General features: G+C 64.4%; 23 protein-coding genes. 16 read left to right on the top strand and 7 right to left on the bottom strand.

What is annotated here, in order from left to right; all coding sequences use genetic code 11:
- Together AX735_RS05400 and hisG are read right to left on the bottom strand one after the other, a co-directional pair.
- A partial coding sequence (locus AX735_RS05400) for a histidinol dehydrogenase (RefSeq protein ID WP_202189505.1) occupies nt 1–417 on the bottom strand: 417 nt, incomplete at its 3' end.
- On the bottom strand, nt 414–1,079 hold the full coding sequence (gene hisG, locus AX735_RS05395; RefSeq protein WP_066276835.1) for an ATP phosphoribosyltransferase: 666 nt from the start codon (nt 1,077–1,079) through the stop codon (nt 414–416). The genes hisG and AX735_RS05400, both read right to left, overlap by 4 nt.
- Before the next feature lie 38 nt (nt 1,080–1,117).
- Here hisG and AX735_RS05390 point away from each other — a divergent pair, with 38 nt between their 5' ends.
- Entirely contained in the window at nt 1,118–2,212 is a 1,095-nt protein-coding gene (locus tag AX735_RS05390) for a DUF2332 domain-containing protein (protein ID WP_066276832.1), read from the top strand.
- Nucleotides 2,213–2,295: 83 nt separating this feature from the next.
- Nucleotides 2,296–2,913, top strand: coding sequence for a hypothetical protein (locus AX735_RS05385; RefSeq protein ID WP_137775796.1), 618 nt, complete (start codon nt 2,296–2,298; stop codon nt 2,911–2,913).
- Nucleotides 2,914–3,248: 335 nt separating this feature from the next.
- Here AX735_RS05385 and AX735_RS05380 read toward each other — a convergent pair whose 3' ends face one another.
- Entirely contained in the window at nt 3,249–3,629 is a 381-nt protein-coding gene (locus AX735_RS05380; protein ID WP_066276827.1) for a VOC family protein, read from the bottom strand.
- A gap of 157 nt (nt 3,630–3,786) precedes the next feature.
- Between AX735_RS05380 and AX735_RS05375 the strand changes: the two genes are divergently transcribed.
- Nucleotides 3,787–4,923, top strand: coding sequence for a hypothetical protein (locus AX735_RS05375; protein WP_066276822.1), 1,137 nt, complete (start codon nt 3,787–3,789; stop codon nt 4,921–4,923).
- On the opposite strand, the gene AX735_RS05370 is transcribed toward AX735_RS05375, so the two are convergent.
- The 3 genes from AX735_RS05370 to AX735_RS05360 form a co-directional block, all read right to left on the bottom strand.
- The gene (locus AX735_RS05370; protein ID WP_066276817.1) at nt 4,920–5,810 is read right to left on the bottom strand and encodes an alpha/beta fold hydrolase; all 891 of its coding nucleotides are present in this window, start codon (nt 5,808–5,810) and stop codon (nt 4,920–4,922) included. The genes AX735_RS05375 and AX735_RS05370 overlap by 4 nt on opposite strands.
- 160 nt (nt 5,811–5,970) lie before the next feature.
- Nucleotides 5,971–6,867: a pirin family protein gene (locus tag AX735_RS05365; RefSeq protein ID WP_066276814.1), complete on the bottom strand. Its 897-nt coding sequence runs from the start codon at nt 6,865–6,867 to the stop codon at nt 5,971–5,973.
- Complete coding sequence (locus AX735_RS05360) at nt 6,864–7,151, bottom strand: BolA family protein (protein WP_066276812.1); 288 nt, start codon at nt 7,149–7,151, stop codon at nt 6,864–6,866. The genes AX735_RS05365 and AX735_RS05360 overlap by 4 nt, the downstream gene beginning before the upstream one ends.
- Before the next feature lie 66 nt (nt 7,152–7,217).
- Here AX735_RS05360 and AX735_RS05355 point away from each other — a divergent pair, with 66 nt between their 5' ends.
- The 12 genes from AX735_RS05355 to AX735_RS05300 all read left to right on the top strand — a co-directional run bounded on the left by AX735_RS05355 (nt 7,218) and on the right by AX735_RS05300 (nt 20,833).
- Nucleotides 7,218–7,868, top strand: a complete 651-nt coding sequence (locus tag AX735_RS05355) for a J domain-containing protein (RefSeq protein ID WP_066276809.1) — start codon at nt 7,218–7,220, stop codon at nt 7,866–7,868.
- A 45-nt stretch (nt 7,869–7,913) separates the two neighbouring features.
- Nucleotides 7,914–8,906 (top strand): cobaltochelatase subunit CobS, encoded by a 993-nt coding sequence (gene cobS, locus AX735_RS05350; protein ID WP_066276803.1) that lies wholly within the window; start codon nt 7,914–7,916, stop codon nt 8,904–8,906.
- Nucleotides 8,907–8,921: 15 nt separating this feature from the next.
- Nucleotides 8,922–9,218: a nucleotidyltransferase family protein gene (locus AX735_RS05345; RefSeq protein WP_066276796.1), complete on the top strand. Its 297-nt coding sequence runs from the start codon at nt 8,922–8,924 to the stop codon at nt 9,216–9,218.
- Complete coding sequence (locus AX735_RS05340) at nt 9,208–9,549, top strand: HepT-like ribonuclease domain-containing protein (protein ID WP_066276790.1); 342 nt, start codon at nt 9,208–9,210, stop codon at nt 9,547–9,549. The genes AX735_RS05345 and AX735_RS05340 overlap by 11 nt, the downstream gene beginning before the upstream one ends.
- A gap of 56 nt (nt 9,550–9,605) precedes the next feature.
- Complete coding sequence (locus AX735_RS05335; protein WP_066276787.1) at nt 9,606–11,699, top strand: transglycosylase domain-containing protein; 2,094 nt, start codon at nt 9,606–9,608, stop codon at nt 11,697–11,699.
- Nucleotides 11,700–11,749: 50 nt separating this feature from the next.
- Nucleotides 11,750–13,573, top strand: coding sequence for a cobaltochelatase subunit CobT (gene cobT, locus AX735_RS05330; protein ID WP_066276785.1), 1,824 nt, complete (start codon nt 11,750–11,752; stop codon nt 13,571–13,573).
- Nucleotides 13,574–13,619: 46 nt separating this feature from the next.
- Nucleotides 13,620–13,880 carry an AbrB/MazE/SpoVT family DNA-binding domain-containing protein gene (locus tag AX735_RS05325; protein ID WP_066276781.1) on the top strand — a complete coding sequence of 87 codons (261 nt, stop codon included), beginning with the start codon at nt 13,620–13,622 and terminating at the stop codon, nt 13,878–13,880.
- Nucleotides 13,874–14,212 carry a type II toxin-antitoxin system PemK/MazF family toxin gene (locus AX735_RS05320; protein WP_066276775.1) on the top strand — a complete coding sequence of 113 codons (339 nt, stop codon included), beginning with the start codon at nt 13,874–13,876 and terminating at the stop codon, nt 14,210–14,212. The genes AX735_RS05325 and AX735_RS05320 overlap by 7 nt, the downstream gene beginning before the upstream one ends.
- Before the next feature lie 74 nt (nt 14,213–14,286).
- On the top strand, nt 14,287–14,958 hold the full coding sequence (locus tag AX735_RS05315; RefSeq protein ID WP_066276761.1) for a nitroreductase: 672 nt from the start codon (nt 14,287–14,289) through the stop codon (nt 14,956–14,958).
- Between the two features lie 317 nt (nt 14,959–15,275).
- Complete coding sequence (locus AX735_RS05310; protein ID WP_066276758.1) at nt 15,276–18,089, top strand: adenylate/guanylate cyclase domain-containing protein; 2,814 nt, start codon at nt 15,276–15,278, stop codon at nt 18,087–18,089.
- A gap of 114 nt (nt 18,090–18,203) precedes the next feature.
- Nucleotides 18,204–19,655 carry a cysteine--tRNA ligase gene (gene cysS / locus AX735_RS05305; protein WP_066276838.1) on the top strand — a complete coding sequence of 484 codons (1,452 nt, stop codon included), beginning with the start codon at nt 18,204–18,206 and terminating at the stop codon, nt 19,653–19,655.
- 233 nt (nt 19,656–19,888) lie between these two features.
- Nucleotides 19,889–20,833 (top strand): D-2-hydroxyacid dehydrogenase, encoded by a 945-nt coding sequence (locus tag AX735_RS05300; RefSeq protein WP_066276753.1) that lies wholly within the window; start codon nt 19,889–19,891, stop codon nt 20,831–20,833.
- A gap of 14 nt (nt 20,834–20,847) precedes the next feature.
- On the opposite strand, the gene AX735_RS05295 is transcribed toward AX735_RS05300, so the two are convergent.
- Nucleotides 20,848–21,615: an N-acetylmuramidase family protein gene (locus tag AX735_RS05295; protein ID WP_066276752.1), complete on the bottom strand. Its 768-nt coding sequence runs from the start codon at nt 21,613–21,615 to the stop codon at nt 20,848–20,850.
- A gap of 385 nt (nt 21,616–22,000) precedes the next feature.
- Here AX735_RS05295 and AX735_RS05290 point away from each other — a divergent pair, with 385 nt between their 5' ends.
- Nucleotides 22,001–23,647, top strand: a complete 1,647-nt coding sequence (locus AX735_RS05290; protein WP_066276750.1) for an acetolactate synthase large subunit — start codon at nt 22,001–22,003, stop codon at nt 23,645–23,647.
- The last annotated feature ends 41 nt before the right edge of the window (nt 23,648–23,688 follow it).

Below are 23,688 nucleotides of genomic sequence, written 5' to 3'. Positions count from 1 at the left end.
GGGATAGGCTGCCCTGCCGCCCGGCACGTACAGCCCCGCCGCATCGACCGCGCTCCAGCGCGCTCCGAGGCGCACGCCCGCAGCGTCCTTGTAATCGCGATCCTCAGGCAGCTGCGCTTCATGATAGGCGCGGATGCGGTTCGCGGCGAGATCGAGCGCGGCGCGCAGATCGTCCGACAGCGCGGCATAGGCGGCAGCACACGCGTCCTTGCCGATGCTCCATCCATTGCCGTCGAGGCTATGGTCGTCGAAGCGCGCGGTATAGTCGGCCAGCGCCGCATCGCCGCGCGCCTTCACATCGGCGATGATCGCGGCGACGTCGCGGCTGACCTCGATATCGCTCTCGCGCCGGCCACGAACCAGCTTGTCGAAAGCCTGAGCGAAATCCTTGTCGCGGGTGGAAAGACGAAGCGTCATGCGGCCTGCCTGCGTTCTGCGGCCAGATCGCGGAATGCGGACATCAGCGGCCCCAATCGGGCATGGTCCTTTTTCAGCGCGGCGCGGTTGACGATCAGCCGGGCGGAAACCTGGGTGATGACTTCGGTCTCGACCAGGCCATTGTCCTTGAGCGTGCGGCCCGATTCCACCAGATCGACGATCCGACGCGACAGGCCGAGCGAGGGCGCCAGCTCCATCGCGCCGTTGAGCTTCACGCATTCGGCCTGCACGCCCTGGCGCTCGAAATAGCGGCGGGTGATATTGGGATATTTGGTCGCGACGCGGATATGCGAGGGGCGCGGCTGGTTGCTCGCCGCCTCGTCCGCGGGTTCCGCGACCGACAGGCGGCAATGGCCGAAATTGAGGTCCACCGGCGCGTACAGGTCCGAATAGTCGAATTCGTCGATCACGTCGGAGCCGACAATGCCGATCTGCGCGGCCCCATGCGCGACGAAGGTGGCAACGTCAAAGGCGCGTACGCGGATGATGTCCATATCGGCGCGATTGGTGCCGAAACGCAGCGACCGGTTCTTCGGATCATGAAATTCTTTAGCCGGTATGATACCCACCCGTTCGAGCACGGGCAGGGCATCGTCGAGGATGCGCCCCTTGGGCACGGCAAAGATCAGCGTATCGGCCATGGCCGCGGCATGTAGGGCCAAGCAGGGCAAAGGGCAATATGAACCGGCAGGATGAAATCATCAGCGGCATCTCGTTTCAGGCGGATCATGCCGCGCATAATGGCGCGCCGGCGACCGGGGCGGTGTGCCGCGCGCAGATCGCGCTGATGGCGGGGGGTACGGCCTGCGGACGTCGGATAGCCGACTGGCCGGGCCATGTGCTTACCGATGCGATGCCGCTGAGGCTAGCAGGCGGGCTGCACCATCTGTTCCGCCGAGGCGCCGCGCCCGAGCTTGGCCTGGTCTATGCCCAGCAGGTGACCGAGCAGTCGGACGTTGACGCGATCGTCGCGGCGGTCGTCGCGCGGCACGATGCGGAGCTGCTCCCCTGGCTCGATGGCCCGCCGCAGACCAACGAGGCGGGGCGCTCGGCGAGCTTCGTCGCCGCGCTGCACTGGCTGGCGAGCCGCACCAGTGATCGGTTCGAACTGAACGAGATCGGATCGAGCGCGGGGATGAACCTGCTGATCGACCGCTATGGCTATGATCTGGGCGGCGTGCGCTCCGGCCCCGCCAATGCACCGTGCGTGATCGCGCCCGAGTGGCAGGGCGCGCCGCCGCCCTCTGTGCCCTTCCGTATCGAAGCGGTGCGCGGATGCGACCTCAACCCCATTGACGTGCGCGATGCCGCCGCCGCCGACCGGCTGATGGCCTATATCTGGCCGGAAGCCGAGGCCCGGTTCGCGCGGATGGAGGCTGGTATCGCTATGATCCGGACGCGCGGTGTCGATCTGGTCCGCGCCGATGCCGCCGATTGGATCGCCCCGCGGCTCGCCGAACCGCAGCAACCGGGCGTCACCCGCGTGCTGATGCACTCGATCGTCTGGCAATATATCCCGCCCGACCGCCAGGCGATGATCGAAGCCGCGATGGCCGAGGCCGCCGCGCGCGCGACCCCTGAGCGCCCGCTCGCCTGGATCTCGCTGGAAACCAACCGCGCAACCTTCCGCCACGAACTGAAAGTGCGCTTCTGGCCAGGGGGCGGGGAGGCGCACCTGCTCGGCGAGGCGCATGCGCACGGGGCATGGGTGCGATGGTTGGGCTTGTGGGCACCCTCTATCTTAGAGGAGAGCGATTATCTGGGTGGCAGCTAAATTTGAGTGCAATTCAAATGCCAATAATACAAAATATTTGATATAGATTTTGAGACATGTCCAGCAGAATGTAGAGTGTACAAATGAATGTTGGTCGATCGGTGGTAAAGGCTATCAACGAGATTGAATCTGGTGATGTCGAATCCGCTATGCTTCATGCATGCAACGCGATTGACGGAACTGCCTCTAAAGCGATGGCGAGTTATGGCGGGAGCAACAAGAGGTTCACCGATTTTTTAAGAGAAAACTACATAATTTTGGGTGCAATGGGCATGCCTGGAATTAATCTTTACGACACTAGGTTTCCAGTAAATGTCAAGCGGCCGAAGGCTGCTGGCGGTCTACCTGACTTGTCCGATATTATTTATGGGATTCACCGGTGTACCCATGGCCATGGCGCAGAATTGCCAGAAGGATTCGAGTTGCTACCAGACTTTGCAACCGGATCTGGCTTCACAACAGTACGAATCGAGAAGGGCCGGATTCAGTTGAGCGATCGGATAATTTTCGGATTGCTGGCTACTGCGGTTATGGCTCCGCAGAACGCTGGGCAGCAAACGCCTGCAGGTTATCATTTTACTCTCTCGCATAAGCGCTACGAGATCAACGACTGGTGGGGTAGAAAGGCGGAATTCGAACAAATTTGCCACCTAAACAATACTGTCCAGATTGTCCTAGAATTTGGCGACTGGATGGCATGAATTGCGCATACTCAAAATAGATGAGCGAACGCGATGACGTCTTTGCCTGGGCCAAAATTTTCTTGAAGTTCAGAACTATGCCTACCACCGTTCAGACTGAGCTTGTCGAAGGCCCCGCGCCCATGCGTCCGGGATCACGCCGTTTTTCGGCGTAAGCCGGAACCCAAGGGCGGCCGGGTGCCATCCCGATCTGGATCCCGGGTTTCGCTGGAAAGCGGCTGAGTGTGGGGCAACCGATTTTGCGGGGCCTTCGACAAGCTCAGGCTGAGCGGGGTTTGGCGTAAGGGTGCTGCTTCGGTGCCATCAGCGCGAAATGACGTAAAGCCCCGCCCCATCTATTGTGTCGCCACCCACCAGATCGTGCCGGCGGGATCGCGGAAGCCGCCGCGCAGGTCGTCGTCGTCGGCCTTGCGTTCGGGTTCGCGCACCGCTTCGCCGCCTGCGGCCAGCGCGCGGTCGTATACGGCCTGCGCGTCGGGCACGTAGAGATGCAGGTGCACCTCGCCCGATCGATATTCGGTCGCGCCGCCGCCGACCATGACGATGCTGTCGTCGATCCGCAGTTCGGCATGCATCAGCGATCCGTCGGGCCTGTCGAAGCGCCGCGCGATGCTTGCGCCGAATACGGTGGTCAGGAACGCGATCAGCGCCTCCGGGGCCGGGCAGATCAGATAGGGGCTGAGGCTGGGATAGGTGGCGGGTTTCCATTCGGGCATGGCAGGCTCCCTTGCGCTGGCTGCAGACTACACGGCCGTCGCCTGGCGCGCCATCGATATGCGCCGCTGTCACCGTAAAGACGCCGAGCGGCGCTAGGCGGCATGGCAACGGGCGCGACGAACGTTCATCGCGCCGACATGAGGATGTCGCAGATCGATGAGCAGCCTGCCCGACGCAGCGCAGTTTTCCGCCCCGGGTCCGCCATCCTTGCGCGAGCCTGACGCGGCGCTGTTCGTCGAACGGCTGCAGGCGCTGGGCAGCCGCGCGCTGATTGCCAATGTTGAGGCCGAGGCGGTCGTCGAGCAGGCGGGCGGGCACGCGCTGCCGGTGATCGTCACCGATGGTGCGATCGGCATGAGCTATATCGCCGCGCCGCACAGCGTCTATGCGCTCTATCCGCGCGCCGAGCTCGATCTGGTCGATCTGGGCTGGATGCGGATGCCTGCTGCTGCGGCGATCGCGGCGGCGGACCGGCTGCTGCGAACGCTCGACATCAACCGTGCGGTGCAGATCGACAACTGGTTGCTCTCCACCTGCCTGCACGGGAATTGGAAAGGCGAGGGGCTGGCCGAATTGCGGCAGCGGTTGGCGGCGCGCTTTCCCGGCCATTATCTGCTGATCCGCTCGGTCGATGACTGGTCGTGCCCCGAGCTGACCGCCGCGCTGCGCGGTGATGGCTGGCTGCTGCTGCCCTGCCGCCAGATCTGGGTGACCGATGACCTGCAGCGCGACTGGGCGGTGCGCAAGAGCGTGAAGAACGATGGCCGCAAGCTGGCGCAGTCGGGCCTGGTCGCCGAGGACGTGACGCACCTCGATGACGCCGATGCCGCGCGGGTCGCAGCGCTTTATGCGATGCTCTACATCGCCAAATATTCAGCGCTGAACCCGCAGTACAGCGCTGCATGGATGCAGCTGGCGGTCGAGAGCGGGCTGTTTCACCTCCGCGTCGTGCGTGATCGTGCCGGGCAGATCATGGCCGCCGTCGGCATTGTCGCACGCGGCGGAATCGCGACCAATCCGATGATGGGCTATGACACGCAGCGCCCGCAATCGGATGGACTCTACCGCATCGCCTCGTGGCTGGTCGGCGATTTCGCGCTGCGCTACGGCTTGCGGCTGCACGGATCGGCAGGGGCGGGGCATTTCAAGCAGCAGCGCGGCGCGCGCAGCGAGATCGATTACATGGCGATCCACGCAGCGCACCTGCCCGCTACCCGCCGCTGGCCGCTCAAGGGCATTGCCGCCGCGCTCGAAACGCTGGCGGTGCCCCAGCTCAAGCAGCGGATGCTCTAGCGATCGAGAAATTGCTCCATCGCCGCGATCAGTGCCTGAGGCTGTTCCCAGGGAACGAAATGCCCGCCGGGGGCCTTGACCAGCATGAGATCGGGCACCAGCGTCTCGATGCCGTCGAGGAGCGAGGGGCGCAGCGCGTAATCGTCCATCGCCCAATAGAGCAGGGTCGGCTGCGTGACCGGCGGGAAGGGGCGCGAGAGATAGGCGGGGCGCTCTACCTCGCCATCCATCGGCGGCACGATTAGCGGGCTGGCGCGGTACCAGTTCACCATCGCGGTGAAGGCGCCGGGCGTCTGCCATTGCGCGAGGTAGATTGCGCGCTCTCCGGGTGTGATGTGCACCGCGGCGCTCGGCTCGGCAAAGCGCGAATCGAAATAGGCGTCCCAGCCCATGGCGCGCACCTTGTCCTCGAAATCGGGTTGCCGCATCTCGGTGATATATTGCGCCGAGGCGCGCTGGTCCGGATCGTCGAACAGCGCCTTCTGATAGGTGAACGGGTGCGCCGCATTCGCCATGATCAGCCGGGTCACGCGGTCGTGATGGTTGAGTGCCGCCATCCAGGCGATCGCGCCGCCCCAGTCGTGGCCTACCAGCGTGAACGTCTCGATGCCCAGATGATCGGCCAGCGCGAGCAGGTCGGCGACCATGTGCTTGGGCTGGTAATTTTCGACACCTTGCGGCTTGGACGAATTGCAGAAGCCGCGCTGGTCGGGCGCAATCAGCCGGTAGCGATCCTGGAAATGGCGCATGACATATCGCCAGGTGCGGTGCGATTCGGGAAAGCCGTGGAGCAGGATCAGCGGCGGAGCGTCCTCGGGCCCGGCGATGGCGACGTCCAGTTCGACCCCGGTCGGCAGCGCGATGCGGGTGAGGGGGAAGTCGGTCATGCGGCTGGCTCTCCGGAGTGTCGTTTTCCGGCGGTTCTATGCCATCGCTTCCGTCCCGTCACCCCCGCGAAGGCGGGGGTCCCGCTTGTTCTCGAGCGCTCAGCAGGAAAGCGGGATTCCCGCGTTCGCGGGAATGACGAGGGCTGTGTTGATTGATCCCTTACGTCCGCCCGCGCGTCAGCGGCACTTCGGGTATGGGGATGAACTCTTCGCTGTCGCCCGGCACCTTGGGGAATGCGCCCCGGTTCCAACGATCCGCCGCCTCGCGGATGCGGTCGTTCGACGAACCGACGAAATTCCACCAGATATGCCGCTCCGATGCAAAATCCGCGCCGCCGAGCAGCATCGCGCGCCCGCCGCCGATGCTCTCCAGCTTGGGCTTTGCTCCCGGCGCGATCAGGTAGAGCAGATAGGGTTCGAGCGGCAGCCCGTCGAGCGCCGCGTCGCCCTCGACGAGCATCACCGCGCGTTCGTCCGCCTCGCTGTCGATCGGGATGGAACCGCCCGGTTGCAGCACGATGTCGGCATAGATGGTGGGGCTGTGGCAGGTGGTCGGCGCAGCCTGGCCCCAGAGCGAGCCCATGATGATCCGCGCGCCGGCCTTGCCGTCGTCGATCATCGGCAGCGCATCGCAGCCGATATTCTCGAACGCCGGATCGGTATCCTCCAGCGCATCGGGCAGCGCGAGCCAGGTCTGCATGCCGAACAGCCGTGCGCCGGTCGCCATCTCGGCTTCCGGGCTGCGCTCCGAATGGACGATGCCGCGCCCGGCGGTCATCAGGTTCACCTCGCCCGGATGGATGGTCTGGAAGGTGCCGAGCGAATCGCGATGGTCGATGCCGCCGGTGAACAGATAGGTGACCGTGGCGAGCCCGATATGCGGATGCGGCCGCACCCCCAGGTCGCGCCCGATATCGAGCTGTGCCGGGCCGAACTCGTCGACAAAGATGAACGGTCCCACCATCGCGCGCTTCTTCTGCGGCAGCACGCGGCGCACGGTGAAGCCGCCCAGATCATGGCTGGTGGGAAGCAGGGTGAGGGCGATGGGGGAGGTCATGCCTCGCCCGGTGCCCGCGCCTTGATCGCCAGCGCGTGCACCTTCTGCCCCGGCAACTCGCCCAGCGCGCGGTTGACCATGCGCTGGCGCTCCAGCCGGGACTTGCCTGCGAATTCGGCGCTCTCGATCTCGACGGTGAAATGCGATTCGCCGCTGCCGTCGTCGCCCATATGACCCGAATGCTTGGCACTGTCGTTGATCACGTCGAGCCGTGTCGGCGACAGCGCCGTCATCAGCCGGGTTTCGATCTCATGGGCCATCGGCCCCTTGGTTTTCATTGTCATGCACACCTATATAGGCCGCTTTCCGCCCCTTGGCGAGGCGGCCTCATCAGGGAATGGCGACAGGTCTTGGCAGATAGCGGCAACTCGGGACAGGATGGCGGCTCCGCGCGGCGGCGTGCGCGTTTTCATGGCCGGGTCGAGGGCACGGGCCGGGCCTGCGACTGGGCCGGATGCCAGGAAGATGGCGAATTTCGCGCCCCGCCAGCCGAGGACCAGCGCCACGGATCGCGCTTCGACGGGCCGGGCCGCTATCGCTGGTTCTGCCTGGAGCACATCCGCGAATTCAACGAGCGCTACAATTTCTTCGCCGGCATGAGCGCGGAGGAGATCTACCAGGCGCAGCGGCCCACGGCCGGATGGGACCGCGAGACTCGCGCCTTTGCCGCGGGCGCTGGCCAGACTCCGCGCTGGAGCGACTTTGCCGATCCGCTCGACGCCATCGGCGCGCGCTTCCGCCAGAACATGGCAGACCGGGCGCGGGCTTCGGCGGACAATGCGCGGGCGCAGCAGCGCGGGCTGTCGGCGGCGGATCAGAATGCGCTAAAGACGCTAGGGCTTGGCGCAGATGCGACGCGCGCAACGATCCGCAAGGCCTATTCGCAGCTGGTGCGCACCTATCATCCCGATCGCAATGGCGGTGACCGCAGCCACGAGAAAGCCTTGCAGGAGGTCATCGCCGCCTATACGCACTTGCGCAAACTTGCCGCCTTCGCCTGACCGGGCGGAGCGCCCTTTCGACGACTCAGACCACCGGATAATGCCATGACCGATATTTCGAACACCCAGCCCGACAGCCGCGATGGCACCCTGCTCGATGCGCCCGACAAGATGGTCAACGCGCGCGAGGTGTTCGGTGTCGATATCGACATGCAGGTGCCCGCGTTCAGCGAGGCGGACGAACGCGTGCCCGATCTCGATCCGTCCTATGTGTTCGATCCGGAAACCACGCTCGCCGTGCTGGCAGGGTTCGCCCACAATCGCCGCGTGATGGTGCAGGGCTATCACGGCACCGGCAAGTCGACGCATATCGAGCAGATCGCCGCACGCCTGAACTGGCCGTGCATCCGCATCAACCTCGATGCGCATATCAGCCGTATCGATCTGGTCGGCCGCGATGCCATCGTGCTGCGCGACGGCAAGCAGGTCACCGAGTTCCGCGAAGGCCTGCTGCCCTGGGCGTTGCAGACGCCGACCGCTCTGGTGTTCGACGAATATGACGCGGGCCGGCCCGACGTGATGTTCGTGATCCAGCGCGTGCTGGAGACCGAGGGCAAGCTGACCCTGCTCGATCAGAACCGCGTGATCCGGCCGAACCCCTATTTCCGTCTGTTCGCCACCGCGAACACCGTGGGCCTGGGCGATACCAGTGGGCTGTATCACGGCACGCAGCAGATCAACCAGGGCCAGATGGACCGCTGGAACATCGTGTGCACGCTGAACTATCTGCCCGCCGAGACCGAAGCGAAGGTGGTGCTCGCCAAGGTCGGCGAGACCGACCCCAAGGTGGTCAAGAACATGGTCAAGGTCGCGGACCTGACGCGCCAGGGCTTCATCAACGGCGATATCTCGACCGTGATGAGCCCGCGCACCGTGATCAGCTGGGCACAGAACGCCGCGATCTTCCACAATGTCGGCTTCGCCTTCCGCCTGTCGTTCCTCAACAAGTGCGACGAGGCCGAACGGATGCTGGTCGCGGAATATTACCAGCGCGTGTTCGGCGAGGACTTGCCGGAGAGCATCGTCGGCCGGGGGTGAGCGAACGGGGATGCCATGGACAAGGCGACGGCGATTGCGAGACTGAAGGCGCACGAGGCTGAGCTTCGACAGCTGGGGGTCGCCCAGCTGTCGCTGTTCGGTTCAACCGCGCGCGGTGAGGAAGGCGCCCAGTCCGACATTGATCTGGCGGCCAGGTTCGCACCGGAGGCCAAGGTAGGCCTGTTCCAATATGCACGAATTGCCGATCGTCTCGAAGAAATCCTGACGACCAAGGTTGACCTGGTAGCAGAACCGGCCCGCAAGGCACGCATGCAGATCGCCATTGATCGGGATCGGGTCCATGTCTTCTGACCGCGAACGAGATCGTCTGCTCGATATTGTCGAGAACGCGCAATATGTGGCTGATTATCTGAACGGCATGGGCTTCAAGCAGTTTGCCGGAAGTCGCATGACCGTTGACGCGATTGAACGGTGCCTTCAGCGGATTACCGAAGCGGTTATCCGGATAAGTGAAGAGCGAATGGCCGCCGTTGCACCGGAGGTACCTTTCCATGCCCTGCGTGGCCTCGGGAACCGCTTGCGGCACGAATATGACATGATCGATCACGAAATAATCTACGCAGCCGCCGTCAACGATGTGCCCCGGCTTGCTGAACGCTGTCGCGCGGCCCTTGACGCATGATGCACGTCTGGCCAGAGCTGTCATAATCATATAATACACCAGCCGTGTTCAGGAAAATGCGATTCGGATCGGGGCGTTTTGGGCTTGGCGGGGCTTCTGCTGCCGATGCGCCGTGGCCGACGCCGGGGCTGGGCGAGGCGCGCAATCCCTGGCTTGATCCGGCCGAGATCGATCCACCGGTGCCCGAGCCGATCAAGCCCGCTCGCACCCGCTGGTGGTGGGCGAAGCGCGCGCTCGCCGCACTGTTCGTGCTTTTCCTGATCCTGCTCGCCTGGCTGGCGATCACCGCGCCCTTGTCGAAATCGCTCGAGCCGATTGCGCCGCCCGAGATCACGCTGCTCGCCGCCGATGGCACGCCGATCGCGCGCAGCGGTGCGGTGGTCGAGGAGCCGGTCGCGGTCGACAGGCTGCCGCCGCATGTGGTCGAAGCGTTCCTCGCGATCGAGGACCGGCGCTTCTATTCGCACTGGGGTATCGATCCGCGCGGGCTGGCGCGCGCGCTCTGGTCCAACATCACCGGCAGCAGCGTCCAGGGCGGCAGCACGATCACCCAGCAGCTCGCCAAGATCAGCTTCCTCACCCCCGAGCGCAGCCTGACGCGCAAGCTGCGCGAGATGCTGATCGCCTTCTGGCTCGAGGCCTGGCTGACAAAGGACGAGATACTGGGGCGCTATCTGTCCAACGCCTATTTCGGCGATAATGTGTACGGGCTGCGCGCCGCCTCGCTGCACTATTTCTACCGCCAGCCCGAAAAGCTGAAGCCCGAACAGGCGATCCTGCTCGCCGGGCTGGTGCAGGCACCGTCGCGCTTCGCGCCGACGCGCAACTGGCAGGGGGCAAGCCGGCGCGCGGCGATGGTGCGCGCGGCGATGGTCGATGCGGGCTATCTGACCCAGAGGGAGGCCGACGCGCTTCCGCAGCCGCGCCTCGACGTGCATGAGCGCCCCAAGCTCGCCAACGGTACCTATTTTGCCGACTGGGCGATGCCACAGGCGCGCGCGCTGACCGAGATGTCGCACAGCCGCCTGACGCTGACCACCACGCTCGATGCCCGGCTGCAGCGCGCCGCGGAACGGATCGTCGCGCGCTCCGGCCTCGGTAAGGCGCAGGTCGCTTTGGTGGCAATGCGCACCAATGGCGAGGTCGTCGCCATGGTCGGCGGCAAGAGTCATGCGGCCTCTCCCTTCAACCGCGCTACCCAGGCCAAGCGGCAGCCCGGCTCGACCTTCAAGCTGTTTGTCTATCTCGCCGCGCTCGAAGCGGGGATGGAGCCCGATTCGGTGATCGAGGACAGTCCGATCACCACCGGCAGCTATCGTCCGCGCAACGCCGGGGACCGCTATCGCGGCGTGATCAGCCTGGAAGAGGCGTTTGTTCATTCGAGCAATGTCGCCGCCGTCCGGCTGTTCCAGAAGGTCGGCAGCGAGAAGGTGATCAAGCAGGCGACGCAGCTCGGCCTCAAGGGTCCCTTTGCCGAAGGCGATCCCAGCCTGGCCCTGGGCAGCGGCAGCGCGACTCTGCTCGAGATGACGGCCGCCTATGCCGGGGTCGCGGGCAACCAGTGGCCGGTTCAGCCGCATGCGTTCAAGCGCGAGGAACAGGGCTGGTTCGAATGGCTCGTCGATGGGCCGGATCGCTACTCGTCGCGCGTGCACGAGCAGATGCAGGATATGCTGCGCGCGGCGGTCAATCGCGGCACCGGGCGCGCGGCCAGCCTCAACATCCCCAATTTCGGTAAGACCGGCACCAGCCAGGACAATCGCGATGCGCTGTTCATCGGCTATGCGGGTGACCTGGTGGTGGGCGTGTGGATCGGCAATGATGACAACAGCCCCATGCAGGGCATTCGCGGCGGCGGGCTGCCTGCGCGCATCTGGCGGCAGTTCATGGGCGAGGCGCTGCCTGGGGCTGTGCCTCAGCGCCGCGCCGCGCCGGTTGCGCCGCCCGAGGAAGTCGATCCCGATCCGGTGATCGGCCCGCTGCTGGAAGGCGAGATCGAGGGGCAGGTCGGCGGCGCGAACGTGCGCGTCACGCCGGAGGGGCTCACCATTTCTGGCGATGTCGGTGGCGCGCCGGTCGAGGTGACGGTCGACGGCAATGGCGCGAATGTGCAGCGGCAGCGGCCGCCGCCATCCGATCCGCCGCAATAGCGCTGCGCCGGTCGCTTGACATACGCGGCGCGCCCCTCCAGCGATAGCGCATGACCAACCGCACTCCGCTTGATGACCTGAAGAACGTGCTGGCCGGGACCGCGCGGGCGATCGCCAGCCAGCCCGAGATCGAGGTTGCGTTCACCGCCGATCCGCCGTCGCAATCGGGCACCAAGCTGCGCGTCCCGATGCCGGGGCGCAAGCTGCCCGCCGATCAGGTGGCCGAGGCGCGCGGCTTTGCCGATCTCTATGCGCTGCGGCTGAAGCACCATAACCCTGCTCAGCACGCCGCCAACGCCCCGCGCGAAGCAGTGGCGCGCGCGGCCTTCGATGCGGTCGAGCAGGTACGGATCGAGGCGCTGGGCACGCGGTCGATGCGCGGCCTCGGCGCGAACCTGGATGCGGCGCTCGAGATGCGGATGCGCTCCGACCCGATCAGCCGCGCGACGCGTGCCGACGAGGTGCCGATCTCGACCGCGCTCGGCCTGATCGTGCGCGAACGGCTGACTGGCACGCCTATGCCTGCGGGCAGCGTCGCGGGCGTCAACCTCGTGCGCGAATGGATCGAGAGCAAGGGCGGCGAGGATATCGATAATCTGGCGCTGTCGCTCGACGACCAGGCCGGCTTTGCCGCGCTCGCCAACCGGCTGCTCGAACATCTGGAACTCACCGAAGGCCAGATGGACGAGGAGGACAGCCAGGACGAGGGGGATGACGACGATTCGTCCGAACAGGGCGAGCCCGAGGATCAGGAAGGCGAGCAGGACGGCACCGACCAGGGCCAGACCGAAGCGCGCGGTGAGGAGCAGACCGGCGAGAACGAAGAGGGCGATTCCTCCGAGACCGAAGGCGAGATGGAGCAGGGGGACGATGGCGACCCCGGCGAGATGGGCGACGACGGCATGATGCCGACGCGGCCCAACCGTCCCTGGACCGATCTTCCCAATGATTTCGAGTACAAGGCCTGGACGACGCGTTTCGACGAGGTGATCGAGGCGACCGACCTGTGCGACGAGGACGAGCTGCTGCGCCTTCGCGCCTATCTCGACCAGCAGCTCGCGCATCTGCAGGGCGCGGTGACCAAGCTCGCCAACCGCTTGCAGCGCCGCCTGATGGCACAGCAGAGCCGCAGCTGGGATTTCGACCAGGAAGAGGGCATGCTGGATGCGGCGCGGCTGGCGCGCGTCGTCGTCGCTCCCGGCCATTCGCTGTCATACAAGATCGAGCGCGATACCGAGTTCCGCGATACTGTCGTCACGCTGCTGATCGACAATTCGGGCTCGATGCGCGGCCGCCCGATCAGCATCGCCGCGATCAGCGCGGACATCATGGCGCGCACGCTCGAGCGCTGCGGGGTCAAGACCGAAATCCTGGGCTTCACCACCAAGGCGTGGAAGGGTGGGCAGTGCCGCGAGGACTGGCTGGCACACGGCCGCTCGCCGTTGCCCGGCCGCCTCAACGACCTGCGCCATATCGTCTACAAGAAGGCCGACGAACCCTGGCGGCGCGCGCGCAAGAATCTGGGCCTGATGATGCGCGAAGGCCTGCTCAAGGAGAATATCGACGGCGAGGCGCTGCTCTGGGCGCACAACCGGCTGATCGCGCGCCCCGAAGAGCGCCGCGTGCTGATGGTGATTTCCGACGGTGCGCCGGTCGATGACTCGACGCTCTCGGTCAATCATGGCGCGTATCTGGAACAGCATCTGCGCAAGGTGATCGACTGGATCGAGAAGATGTCGCCGGTGCAACTGATCGCGATCGGCATCGGCCATGACGTGACCCGCTATTATCGGCGCGCGGTGACGATCATGGATGCCGAGCAGCTGGGCGGCACGATGGTCGAGCAGCTGGCAGGGCTGTTCGACGACGAATAGGCCAGGTATCTTGGCTCCGTTATAACTTTGTGATAACGCCGTGCGTATGAAATCCGCTCTCCGCAAAATGGGTAATTCCACGGGCCTGATCCTGCCCAAGCCTGTGCTTCAGGAACTTGGCGTGGAGACGGGCACAATGATGGATATCGTCGTCGATAACGGCCGCGTCGTGGCGACACCCATAATGGGTGATCGCCACCAGGGCTGGGCCGATGCGGCCCGCCGGATCGGTCGGCAGGATTTGAGCGAGGATGCCATCGCGTGGCAGGGCTTCCCCAATGAAGACGATGATGGTCTGACATGGTAAAGCGTCCCTTCCCCGAGCGGGGAGAGGTCTGGCTGTGCGCGCTCGATCCTACAAGGGGTGCCGAAATCCAGAAGACACGTCCGTGTGTGGTGGTCAGCCCCGATGTTCTCAATTCCGGCCTCAGAACCGCTTTGGTCGTACCGCTAACCAGCGGAGGATTTTCTGCGCCTTTTCGCGTAACCGTCCGCTTCGGTAGTCGTGATGGGCTGCTGGTCCCGGACCAGATGCGTGCCGTCGATCGGCTGAGGCTCGTCAAGCGGCTGGGGCGGATCGACCCTGCCGCGCTGACATCTGTACTGGGCATACTGCGCGAAATGTTCAAGCAGCCATAGCGGCAGTATCGACGGTTGCCAAATAGCGCGAGGCTCCTTAATCAAGCGATTAAACCACGCAGGGAGCCCCCGCCTTGAACGTATCCGAAGCTGTCGCCACGCGCCGTTCCGTCCGCGATTTTCTGCCTGATCCGGTGCCGCTGGAGACGATCCGCGAGATTCTGACCAAGGCGCAGCGTTCGCCCTCGGGCGGCAACACCCAGCCTTGGAACGCGGTGGTGCTCACCGGCGAGCCGCTGGCCGATCTCACCGCCAAGATCAAGGCCAAGGCGCAGAGCGCGCCGATGGGCGAGGGGATGGAATATGCCATCTACCCCGCAGATCTCGAGGGGCGCTACGAGCAGCAGCGGCGCGCTGTCGGCCAGGCGATGTTCGACGCGCTGGGCATTGGCCGCGAGGATGGCGCGGGCCGGGTCCGCCAGATGATGCGCAACTGGGACAGCTTTGGCGCGCCGGTGCAGATCTTCACCTATTGCCGCACCTATATGGGGCCGCCGCAATGGTCGGACATGGGCATGTGGCTGCAGACGGTGATGCTGCTGCTGCGCGAAGCGGGGCTGGACAGCTGCCCGCAGGAAATCTGGGCGATGTACGGCAGCTATATGCGCGAGCTTCTCGGGATCAGCGACGAATATATCTTCTTCACCGGCATGGCGGTGGGCTATCGCAACCCGGACGCGCCGGTGAACAATTTTGCGGTCCCGCGCGTCGCACTCGCTGACGCGGTCCAGTTCCGGGGGTTCTGATCCCGTCTATCCCCCACCGGATGCCGTTGGCATCAACGAACCATAATGCTCCAGATGCTGCGGCGACAACTGGTCAGCACGGCACGGGCAGACTATAGCGATGGAAACGAATCCCGACCGGGTCGCACCGAGGGCAGATTTCTGGATCGGCGCGCTGCACGGGGACGACGCGCCTGGGGATGCGATGATGCGACACGGGCGACATGGAAGCGCAAGCAAACAACGATCGCGGGTGGTGCCGGTCAGATGGTCGCCCCGGGTGACGGTGTTGGGATCGCGTCTGACGTGCCCAGCCCCGGGCGGCTGTGGCTGACCCGATGGCAAGCCGGGCAGACAGTGCCGCTGCGGCAGCGACCAGCCGCGACGAGATGGGGCGTTCGGCCACGCGCCTGATCCGCCAGCTCGGGCTGGTGCGGCTGCTCGCGACGCTCGGCTTTCTGGTCTTCGCGCTCGCCATTGCCCGCTACAGCACCGAAATGCCGTTGCTCGGCGATGCCGAAAACGCAATGTACGACATGCGCGCGGCCAATTTCGCCAAGAAGGTGGATCAGGACCCGCGCATCCTTATGGTCGTCTATACCGACGACACACTGATCGATACCGGCCAGCGTTCGCCGGTCGATCGTACCATCCTGGCCAATGCGCTGACCAATATCGACCGGATGGGCGCTAAATCGATCGGCATCGATATCCTGTTCGATCAGCCGCAGGACGATGACGAGGCGCTGAAGACCGCGCTACGCAATATGCAGACGCCGACGCATGTCGCCTATGCCAGCAACGCGACCAATACCGAGGCGATCCAGTTTCGCCAGCAGCAGTTCCTCGAACAGTTCCTCAAGGACGTCACCACCGACAAGACGAAGCCGACAAGCATCCGGCTGGTCACCGATTCGGATGGCGTTGCCCGGCGCTGGCCCGACCAGCCGAAGAACCTGCCGCCGATCATGGTGCGCGCGATGACGCCGCCGGACCTGGCCTTTGCCGATTATCGCGGCGCCATCCGCTTCCGCCTGCCGCTGTCTTCCGACCGGCCGGTGATCAACAAGCTGCCGATCGATCTGTTCGCCGACCCGGCCAGTGCCGAGTTCGTCGCGAGCGAGGTCAAGGGGCGGCACATCCTGATCGGCGGCGATTTTGTCGATTTCGACAAGTTCGATACGCCGCTGACCCGGATCGGCGATGTCGTGACCGGTGAATCGCAGATGATCGGGCTGGAAGTGCACGCGCACATGATGTCGCAGCTGCTCGACAAGGATCAGCCCTTCGCCTTCCCGAACTGGTCGTTATGGGCCATGGCGCTGGCGGTGGTGATCGCTGGCTGCATCACCGCGATCAGCCAGGCGCGCGCGTGGATCATGGGGCTGCTGCTCGGCAGCCAGATCCTGTTCTTCATGACCGCGCCGTTCATCCTGCAATATCAGGGGTTCGATACGCTCAATCTGCCGAGCTTCGGCTGGGCGACCGGATGGCTGCTTGCCTATACCTCGGTGGGGGCGGCCGCGCGCGTGGTCGGGTCCAAGCAGCGCGCGTTCGCGCAGAACGCGCTGGGCAAGTATCTGCCTCGTTCGGTCGCGGCGGAAATCCTGAAGGACCCGGACAAGCTGGCGCTGCATGGCGAAAAGCGGGAGATCTTCTGCGTCTTCACCGATCTGGAGGGCTTCACCAAGCTGACCCACGCGATCGAGCCAGAAATGGTCGCCTTCCTGCTCAACAACTATCTCGACCGGCTGGCGGACGTGGTGCTGCAATATGGCGGCACGCTCGACAAGTTCGTGGGCGATGCGGTGGTCGCCTTCTGGGGGGCGCCGATCGGCTTTCCCGACGATGGCGAGCGCGCGGTGCGTGCGGCCTGGGCCATGTACGAGGCGGGCGAGGATTTCCGAAGGACCGCGCCCGAAGGCGTGCCGCCGATCGGCCGCACGCGCGTCGGCGTGCATTTCGGCGAGGCGATCGTCGGCAATTTCGGCGGCGAGGGGCGCATCCAGTATACTGCGTTCGGCGACAGCATGAACACGGCGGCCAGGCTCGAGGCGGCGAACAAGAATCTCGACACGCGTGTGCTGGTCAGCCGCGAGGCGGCGGAGCGTTCCGGGCTCGACTGGTATCGCCCGATGGGGCGGATCGTGCTAAGAGGACGCGCAAGCCGGTCGACATTTTCGAGCCCGCGCCCGACAGGCCGGAGAGCGAGCGCCAGGCCATTGCCGAGCTGGTTGCGGCGCACCAGGCGGGAAATGATGCGGCTGTGGTTCAACTCACATCGCAGCTTGCAGAATTGGGGCAGGAAGAGGCCATCGCGAATTTGTTCAAGCGACTTGGTCAGACACAAAAAGGAGAAAGCTATGTTCTCGGTTGAAAGGAAGTCCGTACTTCGCCGGGCACTTGCGATAGGTGCCATGTTGACGCTGGGCATTGCTGGCAGCAGTGCAGCGATGGCGCAGTCCATGGTCGTACGCTCGGTCGGTCCTTCGGCAGCGCAATTTCCTGCTGGCAAGAAGCTGCCCGCCAACACCAAGGTGGTGTTGAAGGCCAGCGACAAGGTGACCGTGCTCGACAAGGCCGGCACGCGCGTCCTGTCCGGCCCTGGTACCTTCACGCTCGACGGCACGGTCAAGCGCGATCAGACGCAGAGCACCCAGATTGCCAGCCTGCTCGCCACCGGTGGCCCTGCGACGCGCAGCCGCACCGGGGCCGTCCGCGGCGCTCCGGCCAAGGTTGCTGCTCCCGCTACCCCGCGCAGCCCGAACCTGTGGTTCATCGATGCGAGCCAGTCGGGCAAGTTCTGCGTCGCTGAACCCGCCCGCCTGATGTTCTGGCGCGCCAAGGTCGACCAGGATGTCCAGCTCAAGCTCGCCGGAACCGGCGCTTCAACTACGATCGACTGGAAGAAGGGATCGGGCAACCGGCTGTGGCCGATGGCCGAACTGCCCGTTGCGCCCGGCAGCTACACGCTCACCGGCCCCGACGGCGTCGCGCGCAAGATCGATCTGGTGGTTCTTCCCAGCGTGCCGGCCGAGGTCGACGAACTCGCCGGAACGCTGATCGAAAATGGCTGCGAAAACCAGCTCGGCCTGCTGGTCGAGACCATGGCGGCGGCGGACCAGGCCAGCGGTACCAGCGGCGATCGGTAAGCATCGAGCCGACATTCAGACCCCGTCCGCGCTGCTGCGACTGGTGCGGGCGGGGTTTTTCTGTACGCCTGTCGGCTTGACGGCGCGCGCGCTTTGCAGGCAATGGCTGATGCCATGACGAGCCCTGCCGATACCGCCCCGTTGATGCTGTTCAACAGCCTCACCCGTTCGCTCGAAGCGTTCGAGCCGGTCCATCCCGGCGAAGCGCGGGTCTATAGCTGCGGGCCGACGGTCTATAATTATGCGCATCTGGGCAACATGCGCGCCTATGTCTTCGCCGATACGCTGGGGCGCGTGCTGAGCTTCAAAGGCTTTGCGCTCAGGCATATCATCAACATCACCGATGTCGGGCACCTGACCGATGACGCCGATGATGGCGAGGACAAACTGGAAAAGGCGGCGGCAGAGCGTGCCCAATCGATCTGGGACATTGCCCGCCATTATACCGAGGCGTTCTGGGAGGACATCAAGGCGCTCAACATCCGCCAGCCGGCGGAATGGTCGATCGCGACCGATTATGTGCCGAAGATGATCGAGTTCGCCAGGTCGATTGCGGACAAGCATTGCTACGAGCTGCCCAGTGGCCTGTATTTCGACGTGTCGACCGTTAGCGATTACGGATCGCTGGCGCGCGCGGCGACCGAGGCGGGCGAAGGGCGCATCGAGGCGGTCGAGGGTAAGCGCAACGCGCAGGATTTTGCGATCTGGCGCAAGACGCCCGCAGGCGAGACGCGGCAAATGGAGTGGGACTCACCTTGGGGGAAGGGGGCGCCCGGCTGGCATCTCGAATGCTCGGTGATGAGCGAGGCCCTGCTCGGCTTTCCGTTCGACATCCATACCGGCGGCATCGACCATCGCGAGATCCATCACCCCAACGAGATAGCGCAGAACCAGGCCTATGCCTGCTCACATGGCAGCGGCGCGCGCTTCTGGATGCACAACAATTTCCTGATCGACCGGACGGGCAAGATGTCCAAGTCGTCCGGAGAGTTCCTGCGCCTGCCGCTGCTCGTTGCCAAGGGCATCCACCCGCTCGCCTATCGGCTGATGTGCCTGCAGGCGCATTATCGCAGCGAGCTCGAGTTCAGCTGGGACAATCTGCTGGCGGCGCTGACCCGGTTCAAGCGGCTGGTGATGGCGGTCGCGGCGCTGCGGGGGCAGGCAGAGATGGCCGGGACGGTGGAGCATCCACGTCTCCAACAGCTGCTCGGCGATTTTGCATCAGCCGTGTCCGACGATCTCAACACCGCCAAGGCGCTGACCGTGCTGGACGACGTTCTGGCGCAGAAGAAGGTCGATGCCGGGCAGCGCCTCTCCGCTATCGCCGCGATGGACGCGGTGCTGGGGCTCAACCTGCTGGCCCTCGAACGCGCCGACCTGCGCATCCGCCCGGCCGCAGCGACAATCGATGAAGCCCGCATCGAGCATATGCTCAAGCTGCGCAAGGAAGCACGTGCGGACAAGAATTTCGCCGCCTCCGATGCGATCCGCGATGAGCTGGTCGCGGCGGGAATCGAGGTGATGGACGGCGACCCGTTGGGCTGGGAATGGCGGATCGAGGTTTAACCTCCCCAAGAACCACCTCCGTTTGTCCCGAGCGTGTCGAGGGACGTGATCGGAAACGGTCGTGCATGCGTCCCTCGACTTCGCTCGGGACAAACGGATAGGGTGGAGAAATGGTGGTGCCTGTTCTCCGGCGAAAGCCGGAGTCCAGGGGCAAAATCGCGCTGTAGCCGCTCTGGTTTCTGGCTTTCGCCGGAAAGCGAAAAAGCGGCGCGGTGCCAGGAAGAGGAGAGAGCATGACCAAGGCCGTGATTTCCGCGCTCGTGCGCCCGCTAATCGAGGGCGTGATTCCCGAAGGCATGCAGGTCGTCTGGATCGGCTCGGCCGAAGAAGCGCTGCGCGAGGTTGTCGATGCGGACATCGCCTGGGTCGACATGCACGACAAGCAGGCGATGCGCGACATCATCGCGGCGGGGGAGAAGCTGCAATGGGTGTCGACGCTCTATGCCGGGCTCGATCATTTTCCCGTCGAACAGCTCATGAAGCGCGGTACCCGAGTCACGAATGGCGTCGGCGTCAACACCATCGCCGTCGCCGAATATGCGGTGCTCGGCATGCTCAGCATGGCCAAGGGCTATGCCGATGTCGTGCGTGCGGCTGACCGGCGTGAATGGCTCTGGGCGTCGCCAGGCACGGTCGAGCTTGATGAAACACGCGCGCTGATCATCGGCTATGGCGCGATCGGGTCTGCGATCGGAGACCGGCTGAAAGGCTTTGGTGTGGAAATCACCGGCGTTGCCCGCACCGCGCGGCCCGATCAGGGTATCATCGGGGCGCAGGACTGGAAGGCGCGGATCGGCGAATTCGACTGGGTGGTCATCGCGACGCCCTCGACGCGCGAGACCGACTCGCTGATCGGTGCGGACGAGCTGGCGGCGATGAAGGACAGCGCGATCCTGGTGAATATCGCGCGCGGCGAATGCGTCGATCAGGATGCGCTGATCGCCGCGCTCAAGGCCAGGACCATCGCGGGTGCCTTCCTCGACGTGACCACGCCCGAGCCGCTGCCTGCCGACCACGAGCTCTGGACGCTGCCCAATGTGCAGATCTCGATGCATCTGTCGGGACGGGCGCAGACGCGGATGTTCCAGCGCTCGGCCGCATTGTTCGCCGAGAATCTCGGGCGGTTCGTGCGCGGGGAGATGCTGGTCAACGAGGTCGACCTGGCGCTGGGCTACTGATCCGTCAGCGTGGCTCACGCATATCTGGCATGGGCCTGCGCGATCTTCACATGGTAGTTGTTCCGGGCATAGCCGGGTCCGTTATAGCCCCTGGCAAAGGCGATACAGTCCTCGGGGCTGTTGCTGATCGCCTTCAGCGCCTTCACCAGCCCCCGGTTCTCGATGAACGTGGCAAAAGCCTGGAGATGCGCTGCCTCTGAAACCTTCATCGCCTCCCAATAGGCTTCGACCGTGTCGAACCCGGCAAGCCTGTGGTTGAAGCCCATGATCTGCGCGCCGCCGACCGAGGCGGACATCAGCGCAGCGTGCCGGTCGAGCTGCATTGCCTTCCACAGCCGCACATATTCGCCCTGGCCGCCGATATAGAGCTTGCGGTTCCAGACCCTGCTCGAGAGATTGGGGTGGCTGTCGCGATATCTGCCAGCGGTCCGGCGATCAAAGACATGCGCTTCGAACAGGATCTTGGGCAGGTGCGGCCCGTCGAGAAAGCCGCCCGGCCCGTCGAGCGCGAGGATATCGGAACGCACGTCCGTGAACCAGCCGCCGCCGCTTTCGACCTCCCAGACCGCGCGGATCTGCACGCTGGTGCAGCCAAGGGTTGCGGCGGCGGTGCGGAAGTCGGCGAGGGTCAGGCCGATCGCTATCGGGGTCGCCTCACCGTTCGAAGCGGGGGCAATGCCGAGCGTGCCCAGCAGGCTGTCGATGGCGATAACCTCGGCCGGCGAAAATGCCTTGCCCTGGCGCAGCGACTTGATGGCAGAAAAGACAGGCGCACGGTTCATGACGTCTACTCTCCAACGGGTAAGGTGCAGGCAAACACGGTGAGCCCCCGCCACGAAACGCGTCTGGCCTGCAAAATTCTGAGGGGTAATTGGACAGGTTACGCGTCGTTCTCCAACATTCCCAGCCAAATGTTCTTTATATGTTCCATTGGTGTCGGGCGGCGCTCGTACCACTGTGACGGAGGGGAAGGCCGCACTTTTGGCGGGTGACTCGACAGAAAATTGGGGTTATGCCTTGCGTCACAGCCAGCATGGAGGGCGGATGCCATGCCGGTAACGAGCGGTTCCGCCCGGGCGTAAACAAGCAGCAAGCGCCGCCCGGACATCCTTTCGGTCGCACGAATGCAACGACGAGCCACTTTCGGCTTCCGGGGGAGGAAATTCCATGACCAAAGCATCCGATCTGTTTGTCCAATGCCTCGAGGCAGAGGGTGTCGAGTATATCTTCGGCGTTCCCGGCGAGGAAAATCTGGACATGCTCGACTCGCTCAGCCGGTCGACCAAGATCAAGCTGATCCTCACCCGGCACGAACAGGGCGCAGGCTTCATGGCCGCAACCTATGGCCGCCATACCGGCAAGGCGGGCGTCTGCATGGCGACCTTGGGCCCCGGCGCGACCAATTTCGTCACTGCGGCGGCTTATGCGCAGCTCGGCGGCATGCCGATGCTGATGGTAACAGGGCAGAAGCCGATCAAGAAATCCAAGCAGGGCCGCTTCCAGATTCTCGACGTGGTCGACATGATGAAGCCGATCACCAAGTTCACCCACCAGCTCGCCAGCGCCGACAATATCCCCAGCCGCGTGCGCGAAGCCTTCCGCCTCGCCGAAGAGGAAAAGCCCGGCGCGGCGCATATCGAGTTCCCCGAGGACATTGCCGAGGAAAAGACCGAGTCGGTGCCGCTGAAGCCCAGCTCGACCCGGCGTCCCAATGCCGACAAGAAGTCGATCCGCGCCGCGGTCACCGCGCTCGAACAGGCCAGGTCGCCGATCCTGGTGATCGGGGCCGGCGCCAACCGCACGATGACCAGCCGCATGCTGCTGCAGTTCATCGAGAAAACCGGAATCCCGTTCCTGACCACCCAGCTCGGCAAGGGCGTGATCGACGAGCGACACCCCAAGTTCCTGGGCTGCGCCGCGCTCTCGGCGGGCGATTTCGTCCACCGCGCGGTCGAGGCGGCGGACCTGATCGTCAATATCGGCCATGACGTGATCGAAAAGCCGCCCTTCTTCATGCAGCCGGGCGGCACCCCGGTGATCCATGTTTCGACCAAGACGGCGGAAGTCGATCCGGTGTATTTCCCCGAAATCGAGGTGATCGGCGATATCGCCAACGCGATCTGGCAGATGAAGGAAGACATCGTCCCCAATGGCGGGTGGAAGTTCGACCACATGCTCGACTATCGCAAGGCCGAGCTCGAACACACCAACAAGCTCGCCGAGGATGCGCGCTTCCCGATCTTCCCGCCCTATCTGGTGCAGGAAATCCGCAATGCGATGCCCGATGACGGCATCATCTGCCTGGACAATGGCGTCTACAAGATCTGGTTTGCGCGCGGCTATTGCGCCTATCGCCCCAATACCGTGCTGCTCGACAATGCGCTCGCCACGATGGGCGCGGGCCTGCCTTCGGCGATGATGTCGTCGATGGTCTATCCCGACCGCAAGGTACTGGCGATCTGCGGCGATGGCGGCTTCATGATGAACAGCCAGGAAATGGAAACTGCCGTCCGGCTGGGGCTCAACATGACCGTGCTGATCCTCAACGACAACAGCTATGGCATGATCCGCTGGAAGCAGGCGAACATGGGCTTCAAGGACTGGGGCCTGACCTATGGCAATCCCGATTTCGTGAAATATGCCGAGGCCTATGGTGCCAACGGCTATCGCGTCGAGAGCGCCGAGCATCTGAAACAGCTGCTCGCCCATACGCGCGACACGCCGGGCGTGCATCTCATCGATTGTCCGGTTGACTATTCGGAGAACGACCAGATCTTGAACATCGACATCAAGCGGATGGCGAAGGAGCTTTAAGCCAGCGCACTCCTCTCCCCTTCAGGGGGGAGGGTCGGGGA

This window comes from Blastomonas sp. CCH1-A6 (genome assembly GCF_001556365.1).
GTDB classification, from domain to species: Bacteria; Pseudomonadota; Alphaproteobacteria; order Sphingomonadales; family Sphingomonadaceae; genus Blastomonas; species Blastomonas ursincola.
Note: the sequence above shows the minus strand (reverse complement) of the source record. Positions and strands in the feature narration are given on the sequence as shown.